The sequence below is a fragment of the Streptomyces hyaluromycini genome (assembly GCF_002217755.1).
Taxonomy (GTDB): Bacteria; Actinomycetota; Actinomycetes; order Streptomycetales; family Streptomycetaceae; genus Streptomyces; species Streptomyces hyaluromycini.
This window is the reverse complement of sequence record NZ_BCFL01000019.1, coordinates 11990-27343: the sequence shown is the minus strand read 5'-3', so window position 1 is coordinate 27343 and position 15354 is coordinate 11990. Positions and strand designations below refer to the sequence as shown.

The 15354-nt window shown below is 68.9% G+C and carries 17 protein-coding genes; 6 read left to right on the top strand and 11 right to left on the bottom strand.

Annotated features, from left to right (window positions below; all coding sequences use genetic code 11):
* Nucleotides 1–52: 52 nt before the first annotated feature.
* From pstB to pstS, 4 genes are all read right to left on the bottom strand, one after another.
* The gene (pstB, locus tag SSP29_RS17860) at nucleotides 53–829 is read right to left on the bottom strand and encodes a phosphate ABC transporter ATP-binding protein PstB (protein WP_089101702.1); all 777 of its coding nucleotides are present in this window, start codon (nucleotides 827–829) and stop codon (nucleotides 53–55) included.
* A gap of 40 nt (nucleotides 830–869) precedes the next feature.
* A complete protein-coding gene (pstA, locus tag SSP29_RS17855) occupies nucleotides 870–1916 on the bottom strand; it encodes a phosphate ABC transporter permease PstA (RefSeq protein WP_089101701.1) in 1047 nt (348 codons plus the stop codon).
* Complete coding sequence (pstC, locus tag SSP29_RS17850; protein ID WP_089101700.1) at nucleotides 1913–2923, bottom strand: phosphate ABC transporter permease subunit PstC; 1011 nt, start codon at nucleotides 2921–2923, stop codon at nucleotides 1913–1915. The genes pstA and pstC overlap by 4 nt, the downstream gene beginning before the upstream one ends.
* Nucleotides 2924–3066: 143 nt before the next feature.
* Complete coding sequence (pstS, locus tag SSP29_RS17845) at nucleotides 3067–4197, bottom strand: phosphate ABC transporter substrate-binding protein PstS (RefSeq protein ID WP_089101699.1); 1131 nt, start codon at nucleotides 4195–4197, stop codon at nucleotides 3067–3069.
* A 364-nt stretch (nucleotides 4198–4561) separates the two neighbouring features.
* Here pstS and SSP29_RS17840 point away from each other — a divergent pair, with 364 nt between their 5' ends.
* Nucleotides 4562–6124: an FAD-binding oxidoreductase gene (locus SSP29_RS17840; protein ID WP_089101698.1), complete on the top strand. Its 1563-nt coding sequence runs from the start codon at nucleotides 4562–4564 to the stop codon at nucleotides 6122–6124.
* A gap of 227 nt (nucleotides 6125–6351) precedes the next feature.
* On the opposite strand, the gene SSP29_RS17835 is transcribed toward SSP29_RS17840, so the two are convergent.
* The 5 genes from SSP29_RS17835 to SSP29_RS17815 form a co-directional block, all read right to left on the bottom strand.
* Nucleotides 6352–7044: a phosphatase PAP2 family protein gene (locus tag SSP29_RS17835; protein ID WP_089101697.1), complete on the bottom strand. Its 693-nt coding sequence runs from the start codon at nucleotides 7042–7044 to the stop codon at nucleotides 6352–6354.
* A gap of 193 nt (nucleotides 7045–7237) precedes the next feature.
* Nucleotides 7238–8257 (bottom strand): C40 family peptidase, encoded by a 1020-nt coding sequence (locus SSP29_RS17830; RefSeq protein WP_150134388.1) that lies wholly within the window; start codon nucleotides 8255–8257, stop codon nucleotides 7238–7240.
* A gap of 86 nt (nucleotides 8258–8343) precedes the next feature.
* Nucleotides 8344–9117, bottom strand: coding sequence for a trypsin-like serine peptidase (locus SSP29_RS17825; RefSeq protein WP_089101695.1), 774 nt, complete (start codon nucleotides 9115–9117; stop codon nucleotides 8344–8346).
* A 44-nt stretch (nucleotides 9118–9161) separates the two neighbouring features.
* Nucleotides 9162–9788, bottom strand: a complete 627-nt coding sequence (locus SSP29_RS17820) for a Uma2 family endonuclease (RefSeq protein WP_089101694.1) — start codon at nucleotides 9786–9788, stop codon at nucleotides 9162–9164.
* Nucleotides 9789–9960: 172 nt separating this feature from the next.
* Complete coding sequence (locus SSP29_RS17815; RefSeq protein WP_089101693.1) at nucleotides 9961–10395, bottom strand: ATP-binding protein; 435 nt, start codon at nucleotides 10393–10395, stop codon at nucleotides 9961–9963.
* Between the two features lie 186 nt (nucleotides 10396–10581).
* On the opposite strand from SSP29_RS17815, the gene SSP29_RS17810 reads away from it, so the two are divergent.
* From SSP29_RS17810 to SSP29_RS17795, 4 genes are read left to right on the top strand one after another with little or no spacing between them, the layout of a single operon-like run.
* Nucleotides 10582–11433, top strand: a complete 852-nt coding sequence (locus tag SSP29_RS17810; protein WP_089101692.1) for a helix-turn-helix domain-containing protein — start codon at nucleotides 10582–10584, stop codon at nucleotides 11431–11433.
* Between the two features lie 11 nt (nucleotides 11434–11444).
* Nucleotides 11445–11774: a DUF397 domain-containing protein gene (locus tag SSP29_RS17805; protein WP_089101691.1), complete on the top strand. Its 330-nt coding sequence runs from the start codon at nucleotides 11445–11447 to the stop codon at nucleotides 11772–11774.
* Nucleotides 11764–12261 (top strand): Imm50 family immunity protein, encoded by a 498-nt coding sequence (locus SSP29_RS17800; RefSeq protein ID WP_089101690.1) that lies wholly within the window; start codon nucleotides 11764–11766, stop codon nucleotides 12259–12261. The genes SSP29_RS17805 and SSP29_RS17800 overlap by 11 nt, the downstream gene beginning before the upstream one ends.
* A complete protein-coding gene (locus SSP29_RS17795; RefSeq protein ID WP_089101689.1) occupies nucleotides 12251–12655 on the top strand; it encodes an Imm50 family immunity protein in 405 nt (134 codons plus the stop codon). The genes SSP29_RS17800 and SSP29_RS17795 overlap by 11 nt, the downstream gene beginning before the upstream one ends.
* An 18-nt stretch (nucleotides 12656–12673) precedes the next feature.
* Here the strand turns inward: SSP29_RS17795 and SSP29_RS17790 are convergent, their stop codons facing one another.
* Both SSP29_RS17790 and SSP29_RS17785 read right to left on the bottom strand, forming a co-directional pair.
* The gene (locus SSP29_RS17790) at nucleotides 12674–13441 is read right to left on the bottom strand and encodes an SDR family oxidoreductase (RefSeq protein ID WP_089101688.1); all 768 of its coding nucleotides are present in this window, start codon (nucleotides 13439–13441) and stop codon (nucleotides 12674–12676) included.
* 153 nt (nucleotides 13442–13594) lie between these two features.
* Nucleotides 13595–14503, bottom strand: a complete 909-nt coding sequence (locus tag SSP29_RS17785) for an oxidoreductase (RefSeq protein ID WP_089101687.1) — start codon at nucleotides 14501–14503, stop codon at nucleotides 13595–13597.
* 108 nt (nucleotides 14504–14611) lie between these two features.
* Between SSP29_RS17785 and SSP29_RS17780 the strand changes: the two genes are divergently transcribed.
* Nucleotides 14612–15214, top strand: a complete 603-nt coding sequence (locus tag SSP29_RS17780; RefSeq protein ID WP_089101686.1) for a TetR/AcrR family transcriptional regulator — start codon at nucleotides 14612–14614, stop codon at nucleotides 15212–15214.
* The last annotated feature ends 140 nt before the right edge of the window (nucleotides 15215–15354 follow it).

Genomic DNA, 15354 nt, shown 5'->3' with positions numbered 1-15354 from the left:
TGCGTCCTCGCGGTGGCACCGCCATGCAGCACCGCGAGGGGTCAGGTCCGGCTCAGCCGAAGCGGCCGGAGATGTAGTCCTCGGTGGCCTGGACCGACGGGTTGGAGAAGATGCGCTCCGTGTCGTCGATCTCGATCAGCTTGCCGGGCTGGCCGACGGCGGCCAGGTTGAAGAACGCCGTGCGGTCGGAGACACGCGCCGCCTGCTGCATGTTGTGCGTCACGATGACGATCGTGAAGCGCTCCTTCAGCTCACCGATCAGGTCCTCGATGGCGAGGGTGGAGATCGGGTCGAGGGCGGAGCAGGGCTCGTCCATGAGCAGCACGTTCGGCTCGACCGCGATCGCGCGGGCGATGCACAGACGCTGCTGCTGACCACCGGAGAGGCCGGAGCCCGGCTTGTTCAGGCGGTCCTTGACCTCGTTCCAGAGGTTCGCGCCCTTGAGGGACTTCTCGACGATGTCGCCGAGCTCGCTCTTCTTGAAGTTGCCGTTCAGCCGCAGACCCGCGGCCACGTTGTCGAAGATCGACATGGTCGGGAACGGGTTCGGACGCTGGAACACCATGCCGACCTCGCGGCGCACCGCCACCGGGTCGATGTTGGCGCCGTACAGGTTCTCGTCGTCGAGGAGGACCTTGCCCTCGACGCGGCCGCCGGGGGTGACCTCGTGCATGCGGTTGAGCGTGCGCAGGAACGTCGACTTGCCGCAGCCGGAGGGGCCGATGAACGCCGTGACGGTGCGCGGCTCGATGTTCATCGAGATGTCTTCGATGGCCTTGTGGGAGCCGTAGTAGGCGGTGAGCCCGCTTACGTCGATTCGCTTGGACATTTACTTCTTCACTTCCAAAGTGTCGGTCGCTGTCGGCCGGTCAGCGACCGGTCTTGGGGGCCTTCCAGCGGGCGATGCCGCGGGCCACCAGGTTCAGGATCATCACGAAGGCGATCAGCGTGAGCGAGGCCGCCCAGGCACGGTCGTAGGCCGCGTTGGCCCCGGCGCTGTCCGCGTACTGCTGGTAGATGAACAGCGGCAGCGACGACTGCGCACCCTCGAAGGGGTTGTTGTTGATGAACGGGTTGCCGAACACCAGCAGCAGCACCGGCGCGGTCTCGCCCGCGATACGGGCGATGGCGAGCATGACACCCGTCGTGATGCCGCCGATGGAGGTCGGCAGGACCACCTTAAGGATGGTGCGCCACTTGGGCACGCCGAGCGCCAGGGACGCCTCGCGCAGCTCGTTCGGGACGAGCTTGAGCATCTCCTCGGTGGAGCGCACGACCACCGGCATCATCAGGATGGCCAGGGCCAGCGATCCGGCGAAGCCGAAGGGCTGCATCTTGAAGATCAGCATGATGCTGAGGATGAACAGACCCGCGACGATCGACGGGATACCGGTCATCACGTCCACGAAGAAGGTGACGGCCTTGGCGAGCCGGCCGCGTCCGTACTCGACGAGGTAGACCGCGGTGAGGATGCCGATCGGGGCGCCGATCAGGGTGGCGAGGCCGACCTGCTCCAGGGAGCCGATGATGGCCGCGTAGGCACCACCGCCGGTGTCGGCGTTGGCGACGACGCCCATGGAGTGGCTGAGGAAGTAGGGGTCCAGGACCTTCACACCGCGCGAGACGGTCACCCAGATCAGGGAGACCAGCGGGACCACGGCGATGACGAACGCGACCCAGACCAGGGAGGTGGCGACGCGGTCCTTGGCCTGCCGGCGGCCCTCGACGCGGGCGGCGATGACATAGGTGCCGAGGACGTAGAGGAGGCCGGCGATCAGACCCCACTGGACCTTGCTGTCCAGGCCGCCGACGAGGCCGATGAGCACGCCGAGGACGATGGACCCGCCGACGATGGCGTAGGGGGACCACTTGGGGAGGCTGGCACCGCGCAGGGTGCTGGCTGCTGCGGTGCTCATGCGTTGGCCCCCGAGTACTCTGCGCGGCGCTGGATGATGATGCGGGCCGCGCCGTTGACCAGCAGGGTGATGACGAAGAGGACCAGACCGGAGGCGATGAGCGCGTCACGGCCGTCCTCGGTCGCCTCACCGAACTTGCTGGCGATGTTCTGGGCAAAGGTGCCGCCGCCCGGGTTGAGCAGGCTGGCGTGGATGTCGAAGTCCGGGGAGAGCACGGTGGCGACGGCCATCGTCTCGCCGAGCGCGCGCCCGAGGCCGAGCATCGAGGCGGAGATCACGCCGGAACGCCCGAAGGGCAGCACCGACATGCGGACGACCTCCCAGCGGGTGGCGCCGAGGGCCAGGGCGGCCTCTTCGTGCATCTGCGGGACCTGACGGAAGACCTCGCGGCTCACGTTGGTGATGATCGGCAGGATCATGATCGCGAGCAGGATCGAGACGGTCAGGATCGTACGCGGGGCGCCGCCGTCCCAGGAGAAGATCCCGGTCCAGCCGAAGTAGTCGTTCAGCCAGCTGAACAGGCCGGTCATGTGCGGGACGAGGATCAGCGCGCCCCACAGGCCGTACACGATGGACGGCACGGCGGCGAGCAGGTCGATCACGAACGCGACGGGGCCGGCCATGCGGCGCGGCGCGTAGTGCGTGATGAACAGCGCGATCGCGACCGCGATCGGGACCGCGATGGCCATGGCGATGATCGAGGAGACGACCGTGCCGAAGGCGAGGACCGCGATGCCGAAGGTCGGCGGGATGAGGTTGGTGTTCCACTCGAAGGTGGTGAGGAAGTTGCCGTGGTCGCGGTTGATCGCGAGGGCGGCCCGGTAGGTGAGGAAGACCGCGATCGCGGCCATGACCACCAGGAGCAGGATGCCGGAACCACGGGAGAGCCCGAGGAAGACTCGGTCACCGACCCGGGTGGCACCGCGGGCGTTGCGCTTCTGCTCGGCCGCGGAGGGCTGTGGGGGGGTAGGGGGAGATGCGTCTGTCGTCTGCGTCGATATGTCCATCGGGTTCTCCGGTCTGCGGAGTCGCCTGGGGGGCGGCTCTGAGAAGCCGTACGTCCCGCGCGTAGGGGCGTACGGCTCCGGGCGGCGGTGCACCGGACGGTGCGGCCGGGCTCCTTCCGGAGCTCGGCCGCACACGCGGATCTTTAGCTCAGGCCCTCGACGGTGGTGCGGACCTTGGTGATGATCTCGTCGGGAACGGGGGCGTAGTCGATCGTGGAGAGGACCTTCTGGCCGTCCTCGCTCGCGATGTAGCGCAGGAACGCCTTGGTGGCGGGCAGGGTGTCGGCCTTGTTGCCCTTGTCGCAGACGATCTCGTAGGTGACCAGGCTGATCGGGTACGCGCCCTCGGCCTTGGTCTTGTAGTCGAGCTGGAGCGACAGGTCGCTGCCGGTGCCGACGACCTTGGCGGCCGCGATGTCGGCGGTGGCGGACTCGGTGGACGGGGCCACCGGCGCGCTGGCGCCCGTGTCGATGGAGGCGGCCTTGATGCCGTCCGAGACGTAGGAGAGCTCGAAGTAGCCGATGGCGCCGGAGGTCTGCTTGACCTGCTGGGCGACACCCGCGGACTGCGGAGCGGACTGGCCGCCCTTGGCCTGCCAGGCCTTGCCGCCGGTGTACTTCCAGTTGCCCGGGGTGGTGGCGATCAGGTACTTGGTGAGGTTGTCCGTCGTACCCGACTCGTCCGAGCGGTGGAACGCCTGGATCTTCAGGTTCGGGAGCGTGGCGGACGGGTTCAGCTTCTTGATCGCCGCGTCGTTCCAGTTGGTGATCTTGCTGTCGAAGATCTTGGCGAGGGTCGGCGCGTCCAGAACCAGGTTGTCGACACCCGGGACGTTGTAACCGATCGCGATCGCGCCGCCGACCATCGGGAGGTCGATGCCCTGGCCGCCGGAGCAGACCTTCTTGGAGGCGGTGACCTCTTCCGGCTTGAGCGCGGAGTCGGAACCGGCGAAGGCGACCTGGCCCTGCGTGAAGGCGGTCACACCGGCGCCGGAGCCGGAGCCCTTGTAGTTGATCTGCACACCACAGGCCTGGGAGAAGCTCTTCACCCAGGCGTCGATCGCGTTCTTCTGCGCGGAGGAGCCGTCGGCGAGCAGCTGGCCCTTGGCGTTGTCGCACTTGATGGAGCTGGCGTTGGCGGAGGCCGAAGACGTGCTCGAACCGCTGCTGCCACCGTTGTCGTCGGAGCCGCACGCCGTAAGGGCCAGGGCGCCGGAGACGGCGACAGCACCGAGAGACAGGGCGCGCAGCCGGTTCTTGCGCTGAAGCTTCACTTTCGGGAGTTCCTTCCAGAGGCGCCACCTTCGGCGGCGTGCGAAGTAAGTGGTGGGTGAGGGCCTCCTGACTGGGCATTCATGGCCGCTCACCGCACCCGGTACGGCCGAAATTAGGCAGAACAGGTGAAGCCGCCGATGGCCATAGGTAAACGCAGGGTGAACCCCTGCCGTCGACCCGGTTAGGTCACGGAATGCTCACGGTGAGGGCACATGCCGGTTCCAACGGACGGGTTACCCGAACATTTCTTCGCTGTTCGCCATCGCAGTCGTTACGACGTCACAGCGTTCGTTACACCACACGGGAACCCGTGTGCGACAGACGCCGTCTCGTCCCACGAAAGCCGACGCGAAAGGCACGGGCATGGAACGGCGTACCTTCATATCTGGCGGGGCGGCCGCCCTCGCGGCGACCGCACTGACGGGGTGCAGCTCCGGCGGCACTACCGCGTCCCACACGACCGGCACGCCACTCGCGACCACATCCTCTCGTACGGCGCTGAAGACCACCAGCGCAGCGGCCGCGGCCAACTGGACGGCCCTCGCCCACGCCCTGGACGGCACCCTGGTCCGCCCCGGCGAGGCCTCCTGGACGACGGCCCACCAGCTCTACAACACCCGCTTCGACGGCCTGAAGCCGGCGGCGGTCGCGTACGTGGCCCACGCCGACGACATCCGCACGACGCTGTCGTACGCCCAGGCGCACGCGCTGAAGGTCTCGATCCGCAACGGCGGCCACTCCTACGCGGGCTACTCCTCCGGCGACGGCCGCCTGATACTCGACGTCTCCAAGCTGAACCGCATCCGGGTCAGCGGCGGCACGGCGGTCGTCGGCGCCGGCTCCAAGCTGATCGACGTCTACCGGGCCCTGGCGGCCAAGGGCGTGACCATACCGGCGGGCTCCTGCCCCACCGTCGGCGTCTCCGGCCTGGTCCTCGGCGGCGGTCATGGGGTCGCGTCCCGCGCATACGGCCTGACCTGCGACAGCCTCACGCAGGCGACGCTGATCACGGCGGACGGCACGCAGGTGGTCGCCAACGCGAGCACCAACAAGGACCTCTTCTGGGCGCTGCGCGGCGCGGGCAACGGCAACTTCGGCGTCGTCACGGAGCTGCAGTTCAGGACCCACCCGACCCCGCAAGGCGTGACGGCGTACCTGACCTGGCCGTGGGCGAAGGCGGCGCAGGTCCTGAAGGCCTGGCAGGAGTGGGGCCCGTCCCAGCCGGACGAGATCTGGTCGTCCCTCCACCTGGAGAACTCTGGCAGCGGCCCGCGCGTCTCGGTCGCCTGCTTCTCCATGGGCACGTACGGCGAACTCCAGAACGCCGTGGACGCCCTCGCCCACAAGGCGGGCGCCAACGCCTCCTCCGTCTCCCTGCGCCGGCACGGCTACGAGGAGGCGATGGAGATCTACGCCGGCTGCTCCTCCTTCTCCACCGAGCCCCAGTGCCATCTGCCCGGTTCCACCCCGGGCCGCTCCCCCCAGGGCAGGCTCGGCCGCGAGACGTACACGGCCCGCTCCGACTTCTTCGACCGCTCCCTGTCCGCGGCCGGTATCCAGACGGCCCTGAACCAGATCGCCTCCGTCCGGGGCGGTGCGGGCAGTATCGCGTTCACGGCGCTGGGCGGAGCGGTGAACCGGGTCTCCCCGACGGCGACGGCGTTCGTACACCGCCGGTCGCGGATGCTGGCGCAGTACATCGTGTCGTGGGGGGCCGGGTCCTCCGGCAGCACGGGCCAGTCCTGGCTGAATGCGGCGCATGCCGCGATGAAGCCGTACGCCTCCGGCGCGGCCTACCAGAACTACACGGATCCGACGCTGACCGGCTGGAAGAAGGCGTACTACGGCGACGCCGTGACGAAGCTGGGCACGGTGAAGAAGCAGTACGACCCGAATCGGTTCTTCTCGTACGCGCAGGGGCTGTAGGGAGGGGTGGCTCGGCGGGGTGCGTATCCGCGGGCCGGTGGGGGTTGCTCGCGCCCACGCGGCGGAGCCGCACATCAGATACAGCCCCGCGCCCCTTACGGGGCGCTACCCGGCTGCGGGCAGGCGTGCCTCCCCCAGTGCCTTAAGGGCCTGGGAGGTGCCCCCAGGCGGCACGGGTGGGCGCAGCGGCAAGCGCCGGTAGGCGACACCCCCCGCCCCAGCCCCGCCTACGCCGCCAGGTCACGCTCCTCGGCTTCGACCGACGCCCGGCCCCCCGGCACCAGTCCCACCCCCGCCGACCGCCCCCGCACGATCCACCCCACCCGCGGCGAGCCCTCCACCGCCTTCATCACCGGCGTCAGCAAGGCGGCCGCCAGCGGGGAGAGAAGAAGGACGACCGCCGTGCCCAGCGCGAAGCCGCCCACGACGTCCGTCGGATAGTGCACCCCCATGTACACCCGGCAGAACCCCTCCGCCAGCGCCAGCCCTATCCCCGCCACGCCGAACCTCCGGTTGGCGATGAACAGCCCGACCCCCAGCGCCATCGTGATCGTCGCGTGGTCGCTCACGAAGGAGTAGTCGGTCTTGCCGGAGACCAGGACGTCGAGCCCCTGGTGGGTGAGGAACGGCCGGGGCCGCTCGACGAAGCCGCGGATGGGAACGTTCACGAGGACGGCGACGGCAGCGGCGAGCGGCGCCCACACCAGCGCGGCCATCGTGGACGCGGCGTCCTCGGCCCCCCGGCGCCGCACGGACCACCAGCACCACACCACCAGCAGCACCATCGCGACCAGCAGCCCGTACTCCCCGACGAACTCCATGGCCCGGTCGAACCAGTGCGGCGCGTCCTTGGCCAGGCCGTTGATGTCGTAGAGCAGGTCGACGTCGGGGTTCGATCCGGATTCGGCGATTACAGCCATCGCGCTGCGGCCCCTTCGTCGTCTTTCCGGGACGCACCTGCTGTGCGTCGCTCGCTGCCACCCCCGTGGTCGGCTACGTCAACAGGAACGCACGGCCCACACCACTACGTTCCAGGTTCCACCGAATGATCACGCAGACGTTATCGAAGAGAGACACAAACCCCCAGCTCAGGGGGTGGGTTATACGCTCCGTTCACACCGTCGTGGGGAGCGCTTTCGCGCCATCCTCGGTGACGCGGGTGGCCCCGAAGTAGTCGGCCGAGTCGATGGGGTCGAAACGGATCACGGCCCCGGTGTAGGGCGCGTCGATCATGTAGCCGCCACCGACATAGATCCCCACGTGGTGGATGGCGCGGGAGTTCGAGAGGTCGGTGGAGAAGAAGACGAGATCCCCGGGAAGCAGTTCGTTGCGGGAGGGGTGCGGCCCCGCGTTGTACTGGTCGTTGGCGACCCGGGGCAGCGTGATCCCGACGCTGGCGTACGACGCCTTGGTCAGCCCGGAGCAGTCGAAGCGGCCGTTGTCCGCCGCGGTGCCGTTGCCGCCCCAGAGATAGGGGGTGCCGAGCTTCTTCTGGGCGTAGTTGATGGCCCCGGCGGCCTGCTTGGTCGGGGAGAGCCGGCTGACGGGCGCGGCGAAGCTCTCCTCCAGGGTCGTGATCGTCCTGACGTAGTTCTGGGTCTCCTTGTACGGCGGCACACCCTTGTACTTGATGACCGCGTACGCCCCCGCGTTGTAGGCGGCGAGCATGTTGTCGGAGACGTTGCCGGGCACGTCCTTCACATAGGACGCGAGCTGGCAGTCGTAGGAGGCGGCCGACGGGATCGCGTCGTTCGGGTCCCAGACGTCGCGGACCCCGTCCCCGTTCCCGTCGATGCCGTGCGTGGCCCAGGTGCCCGGGATGAACTGAGCTATCCCCTGCGCGGCCGCCGCGCTCTGCGCCTTCGGGTTGAACCCGCTCTCCTGGTAGAGCTGTGCGGCGAGCAGGGCGGGGTTGATGGCGGAGCAGAGGTTGCCCCACTTCTGCACGAGCGTCTGGTACGCGGCCGGCACGGCACCCTTGGCCAGGGTCTTGGAGGCACCGCCGACCCCGTTGAGAAGGTTCCCGGCGACGACGTACACACCGATGACGAGCAGCATGACGAAGCTCACGCCGAGCGCGGTCGCCGCGCCACCGATCACCCATACTTTCCGCACGCCCCAACCCTCCCCCATGTCAGGGCTGTGCTACGCCATTTCGGCGGAGAGTGGCGCTATTTCACAGGAAGACGGCGCACATGACGCCCCCTCAGCCGGCCCTCTCAGCCGCCCGTGGCGTCCTTGTACAGTTCGGCGGCCTCCCGGCCGAGCACCACGCTGTAGGAGACGTCGGGGGTCGCCCCGCCCTGCTCGTGCCCGCCCAGGACCCCGACCACCTCGTGGTCGCCGTTCACCCAGGGACTCCCGCTGGTACCCCCCGTGAACTCGGGGCAGTCGATGCGCTGTTGGGTGGCGCTGTGGGCGACGGGCTTGTTGGTGCAGCTGACGGGCACCTCACGGGAGTCGGGGTACCCGGTGACGGTGACGGCGGTGGCGCCGGTGGCCACCCCGGCGGCGAACCGGTTGCTCCCGGTCACGTCCTCGACCCGCTTCCCGCCCACCTCGGCCACAGCCGCGAAGGCGACGTCACTGTCCTCGCTCTGCCCGTGGGCCCACCCGTCGGGCAGGTACCGCTTCCCGACCTTCCACACCCCGTACGGCGCCTGCCCGTCCCGGTACCCGGGCACGAACACCAGCCCGGTGGCGTCTCCCTCCCCGTCGATGCAGTGCGCGGCGCTGACGATGAGGTCCCGCTGCGGGCTGTGCACGACGGAGGCGGTGCAGAAGTGGTTGCCGGACAGGCTCCCGGCCTTGCCGGCGGCGAACAGCGCCCCGACTCTGGCACTCTCCGCCGTGGCCCCGACCACCGCGGTCACCCCGAACGGCCCCGCCGCTTCGTCGGCGGCCGCGACGGAGGCCGAGGTGGCGGCCAGCACGACGACGGCGCAGAGCGCGACGCGGCGCGAGGTGGCAGAGATACGTGAGGTGCGCTTCATCAGCGCCCACTGTCTCCCACAAAGGTGAGAAACGGTTCCCGACTTCACTGATTTTTTTCTGGGAACCGCCCTTGCGGCCGCACGGCCTCGCCGTACACCGGAAACCCGTCGGTGGCGACTTCGATCCCCAAGGGCTCGGGCAACGGCACGCTCTCGCCGTACTTCCCGGGCAGTACGTCCTGGTAGGCGCCGTTGTCGGGGCGGGTGTGCAGCGCCCAGGTTCCCTTTCGCGGGTCGACGACGAGGAGCACGGGCACCCGGGCGACGGCGTACCAGTCGGCCTTGTCACGGATCTCCCTGGACTTCTCGGAGGCGGAGATGACCTCGACGGCGAGCGCGGTGTCCTCGGGGGCGGCGAGCCAGTCGTCGTCCTCCATCCACTCCACGGGCAGGACGATCAGATCGGGGGTCACATAGTCGTCGGGGTCGTCGGGGAGGGCGATCGAGGACACCTCGAAGGCTCCCAGCCCTTCCGGCAGCACTCCGTCGATCCGGCGGCGGATCTGATAGACCACGCCCGCGTGCTTCCCACGCGGGGTCGGGGACATCACGAGCTTTCCTCCCACGATCTGCACCCGCAGACCCGTCGCTTCCTCGATCTTCTCGGCGACCTCGCGCAGATTCCCTGGCCGGGGACGCAGACCGTTCTGAGCGCCCGATGACACGGACATGGCTCGCCGCCTCCGTTCCGCCTCGGCTGTGCGAGCGGGCTCATGGGGAGGACCGACGCCCCGCTCGGTTTCGAATCCACCGTACTGGCCGACTTCCGCGCACGCAGCCTGCCCACGCCTGGGATCCGCCTTGACCACAGCCATCACTCCCTCACGCTCCGATCCGACACGATTACGCTAAGCCATCGGACTGACACTCGGCCCACAGCAGCTTCCCGTCCCTCGCGGCTCCCGGCTCGCGCAGCGCAGAGACGCCCCACGACTCGGCGCACGCCTGCACGAGATACAGCCCGCGCCCGCTTTCGGCGTCCCCGCCGACGGAACCGGCCCCGGCCGCGAACCCCGGCGGCACCCGCGGATCCGAGTCCCACACAGCAATCCGCAGCCGCCCTTCCTCGCTCCGGAGGAGGCGGAGGGCGTAGGGGCCGGCGGTGTGCAGATGGGCGTTGGCGAGGAGCTCGGCGGCGACCAGTTCTGCGGTGGGAGTCAGAGCCGAGAGGTCGTGAGCGGCGAGGACGGTACGGAGAGTTGCACGGGCGATCCCCGGTGCGCGTGGATCGTGCGGGAGTTGGAGGGTGTAGGACCAGGGCGGGGCTACGGTGGTCATGAAAGTCTCCGATCACTGGGGGAGTTGACTGGCGACCCAGTGGCCTGCCGTCCCGTCGGGCGGTGCGCTTCTGGGTAAGGGGCCCGCAATCAAGGTAGCGGGGCTTGGATATATTCTTCACCGAAATCGGGAGGAGAATATTGACATCCACCCGTGTGGGTGACGGCAGCGCGGAGGCAAGGCGAGATGCCCGTGAGGAACAACCCGACGTGGCGTCAACTCCGTTTCGGAGCAGAACTGCGCAGGCTGCGTGAGCGATCGGGCCTGACATCGACCCAGGCCGCGCAACTGCTCGGCATGAGGCAGGCGCAGGTCAGCAACATGGAGACCGGGCGGCTTGGCGTGAGCGCCGAGCGCGTACGCACACTGGCCTGTCATTACGACTGCTCGGACACGGCCCTGGTGGAGGCCATCGCCGCCATGCCGGGCTACCGCAGTCGCGGCTGGTGGGAGGAGTACCGCAAGATCCTGCCCGCCGTGCTTCTCGACCTGGCCGAACTCGAGCACCACGCCGTACGACTGCGCACCGCCGTGACCGTGCACGTCCCCGGGTTGTTCCAGACCACCGAGTACGCCCGTGAGATCTTCCGCCAGGCCGTCCCCGATCTGCCGCCGCCCGATGTCGAGCACCGGGTGTCCTTCCGGGTGAAGCGGCAGGCCGTCCTGTTCCGGGATCCCCCGACTCCCCAGCAGGTGATCCTCCATGAGGCGGCTCTGCGCATGCGGTTCGGAGGCCCCGCAGTCACTCGCGCCCAGCTCAAGCACCTGCTGGACATGAACGACCGGGCCGACGTCACCATCCAGGTCATCCCCTTTACCGCAGGCACCTTCGCCGGGTCCGGCCAGTCCATCTACTACGCCGAGGGGCCCGTGCCGCAGCTGGACACCGTGAACCTCGACCAGTCACACGGCCCGGTGTTCCTCGATGCGGAAGCCCAACTGGACAAGTACCGCGTCACGCTGGACCGCCTGGAAGCAGTGGCGCTCAGCCCCGAGGAGTCGCAGAACTTCATCCACGACATCCTCAAGGATCTGTGAAGGAGCCCCCGATGCGCGCGCTCACCTGGCAGAAGTCGTCGTATTGCCCCGAAGGCAACTCCTGTATCCACATAGCCGCCACCCTCGACCGAAGAATCCACCTCACCGAATCCGCCGACCCCACCGGCGCGATACTCACCACCACCCGCGCCGCCTTCGCCACCCTCCTCGCCACCCTCAAGAGGCAACCCGCCCCCGACGGCCGCGACGAGCCCACCGCCGTCTACATCCGCTCCGAGACCACCGTCGTCACCACCGACCGCCGCAAGTGGAACGCCTTCGTACTCGGCGTACAGGCAGGCGAGTTCGACCATTTCACGGTGTCGCGGTATGACCGTTGAGAGAATTCTGGTTAATCCGGGGCCGCTCCGATCCCTCTATGGACACATTCCTGACCTGACGGGCGTTCGGATTCGTTCGATCAATCTGAACTGGCGTGGTCCTACGGTGACACTCCGCCTCGACATGCCCTCGTTTCCCGGCTCGGCTCCTCAGGAGTGGATCGACGCGGGCATGGACACGGTGCAGTGTCAGTTTCAGTTCCTGGCGGTGGACGGCATCTCGCTCACCAACTGGGCCCCGCCGGTCATAGGTGATGTCAAGACGACTCCGTGGGGTACGGAACACCGCATGAAGGTCTCCGTGAGAAGCATGGGAATGTCACTGGAGTTCAACTGCAGCGACTCCGTGCGTGTCGGCCACGTGACCGCCTTCGAGATCCATGAGAACGGGTCCGACAACGGGCGGCATCTATTCCTCAGCAAAGTGGATGCCCGGCGGCACACCGCTCTTCCCGAAACCACGGAGAAGACGTTTTATGAGCGCTGACTGGTCACGCCTCCTCGCATCCCAGGAATACTTGGGGGAGCTTTACGAAGGCACCACGCCCACAGCCGACTCGTGCGACCCGTTCTACGTTCACATCGACGAACGGAAAGGCTCGGTGACACTGGGTTTCAATACCCGGACGCTCCCGGCGAATGCTCCAGCAGAATGGCGCGAGAAGGAGTTCAACGCCTTCGATTTCTACCTCGCATTCGAAGGGGTGACGGAGCTCCGGGTCACGGGCTGGGGGGCTTCCGAAGCGAAGAACGTCGGCTTGACCATGCACGAGCACTGCTTCGACGTGGTCCTCGGATCCCGGGATTCGGGAATCACGTTCCGGGCGGCCGCGGCCCGGTTGGCCAGGACCCACGCGTATCTCGCCTCGGGCAGCCTCTGAGGCCCGCCTTCTTGCTGCTCAGAACGTCGTGGTCATCCCCCCGTCCACCGCGATCGTCTGCCCCGTGATGAAGGACGCCGCGTCGCTCGCCAGGAAGACGACGATGCCTGCGATCTCCGGCGGCCGCCCCCACCGCCCCAGTGCCGTCCGGGTCCGCAGCCACCTGCCCCACTCCGGGTCCTCGGCCAGCTCCGCGTTGACCTCCGTGGCGAAGGTGCCCGGGGCCACCGAGTTGACCGTCGTGCCGCTGGGGCCCAGGTCGGCCGCCAGCGCCCGGGTCAGGCCGTCGAGGCCCGCCTTCGCCGTGGCGTAGGCGACGTCGCCGATGCGGCCGAGCTGGCCGACGACGGACGAGACGTTGATGATGCGGCCCGGCGTGCCCCGCGCGGCCAGCCCCCGCGCGACCGTCTGGCTCAGCGCGTACGCCGACGTCAGGTGGACGTCGAGCAGCGCGGACAGCTCCTCCGGGCGCATCTCCTCGACGCCCCTGCGGTCGCGGTGGCCCACGTTGTTGACAAGGATGTCGATCGCGCCGAGGGCGGTCACCGCCTCCTCGGCCGCCTCGCGGTCGGTGACGTCGAAGGCGGCGCCCGTCACGTCCAGGCCGTCGTCCTCGCGCAGGCCCGCCGCCACCTCCGCCAGCGTCGCCGCGTCCCGGCCGTTGAGGACCACCCGCGCGCCGGCGCCCGCCAGGCCCCGCGCCATCTCCAGGCCCAGCCCCCGTGCGGAGCCGGTCACCAGGGCCGTACGCCCGTCGAGCGTGAAGTCCACGGCGCCGCCGCTCATCCGGCCACCTCCCGGAGAACCGTCGTATCCGTCGTATCCGCTCACCGTATCCGGGGGCCGCGACGGGTCCGCCGGGCGTCCAGTAACTGGGCGGTCACCAGGCCACGACGACCACGTGACCACGTGACCACGACGATCACGTGACCACGACGATCACACGGCCCCCACCCCGAGCTCCCACGCCACCCCGGTCATCTCCTCCGACAGCGTCCACAGCCTGCGGGCCGCCGCCGGGTCGCTCGCCGCCGCGCTGCGGCCGACCAGGGCCGGCGCCCCGCGCATCTCGCCCAGGCCGTCCGGGCCGACGTAGCTCGCGCCCGGCAGGTCCTGGGTCGCCGCGTACAGCGTGGGCAGGGTGCCCGCGCGGTCGTCCTGGGCGATCAGGCGGTTGCCGAGCCGCATGCCGAGGCGGGCCAGCGGGTTGGCGGTGTGGCTCTGCAGGTTGGTGGCCGCGTAGCCGGGGTGGGCGGCGAAGGCACGGACGCGGGAGCCGGCCTCCGTCAGGCGGCGCTGGAGTTCCAGCACGAAGAGCAGGTTCGCCAGCTTGGACTGGGCGTAGGCGCGGGTCGGGTTGTAGGTGCCCTTCAGGTTCACGTCGTCGAAGTGGATCACTCCGTCGCCGCCCCGGTGCAGACCCGAGGAGACCGTCACCACGCGGTCCGTGACATACGGCAGCAGCAGGTTCGTCAGCGCGAAGTGGCCCAGGTGGTTGGTGCCGAACTGCATCTCGAAGCCGTCCTTGGTGCGCAGCTCCGGGAGCATCATCACGCCCGCGTTGTTGATCAGGAGGTCCAGCGGCCGGTCCCAGCCCGCGGCGAACTCCCGTACCGAGGACAGGTCGGCCAGGTCCAGACGGCGGACCTCGGTGCTGCCGTTCACCCTGGCCGCGGCCGCCCGCCCGCGCTCCGGGTCCCGTACCGCGAACACCACATGCGCACCCGCCCGGGCCAGCGCGTCCGCGGCCGTGAAGCCGAGGCCGCTGTTGGCGCCGGTGACCACGGCCGTACGGCCGGAGAGACCGGGGAGGTCGGAAGCGTTCCATTTGCCATTCTTCTCAGCCATGCCCGCCAATGTAGACGTCGACAACAATGATGTCAACGACAACAAAGATGGCAACGGCAACAAAGCTGACGGCGACCACAAAGCTGACAGCGACTACATCGGGATACGATGGCCCCCATGTCGCAAAGCCGCCCCTACCACCACGGAGACCTGCGCGCCGCCCTGCTCGCCAGCGCCGAGCGCACCCTGCGCGAGAGGGGCACCGCCGCCCTGTCCCTGCGCGAACTGGCCCGCGACATCGGGGTGAGCCACGCCGCCCCCGGCCGGCACTTCAAGGACAAGCAGGCCCTGCTGGACGCGCTCGCCCTCAGCGGGTTCGAGCGCCTGAACCAGGCCCTGGCCTCGGCGAACCTCCCGGACACCGCCCTGGAACCGCGCATGGCCGCACTCGCCCGCGCCTACGTCACCTTCTCCGTCGACAACCCCGAGCTGCTGGAGCTGATGTACTCCCGCAAGCACGACCCGGACATCGGCACCGAACTGGCCGCTTCCGCCGAGCTCTCCCTGGACTCCTTCGTCCGGCTGGTGGCCGACGCCCAGCAGCGCGGCGAGATCGTCCAGGGCGACCCGGAGGGCATCACCCTCGTGGCGGCGGCCGGCATCCACGGCCTGGCCGCGCTGGCCACCAACGGCACCCTGAGGCCGGACGCGGTCCTGGCCGGCCTGGACCAGCACATCCACCTCATACTGCACGGCCTCAAGCCCCGCTGACCCAGGCGCGGTTGAGGCTTCCCGGAAGCTCGGTACGCCCCGATCAACGCGCATTGAGCCCCGCCCCGAACGGGCTTCAGGTCAACCGGACCCCAACTTCCGGCCATCCGGCCCCCAATGATCAGTAAGCCCTTCCCGCC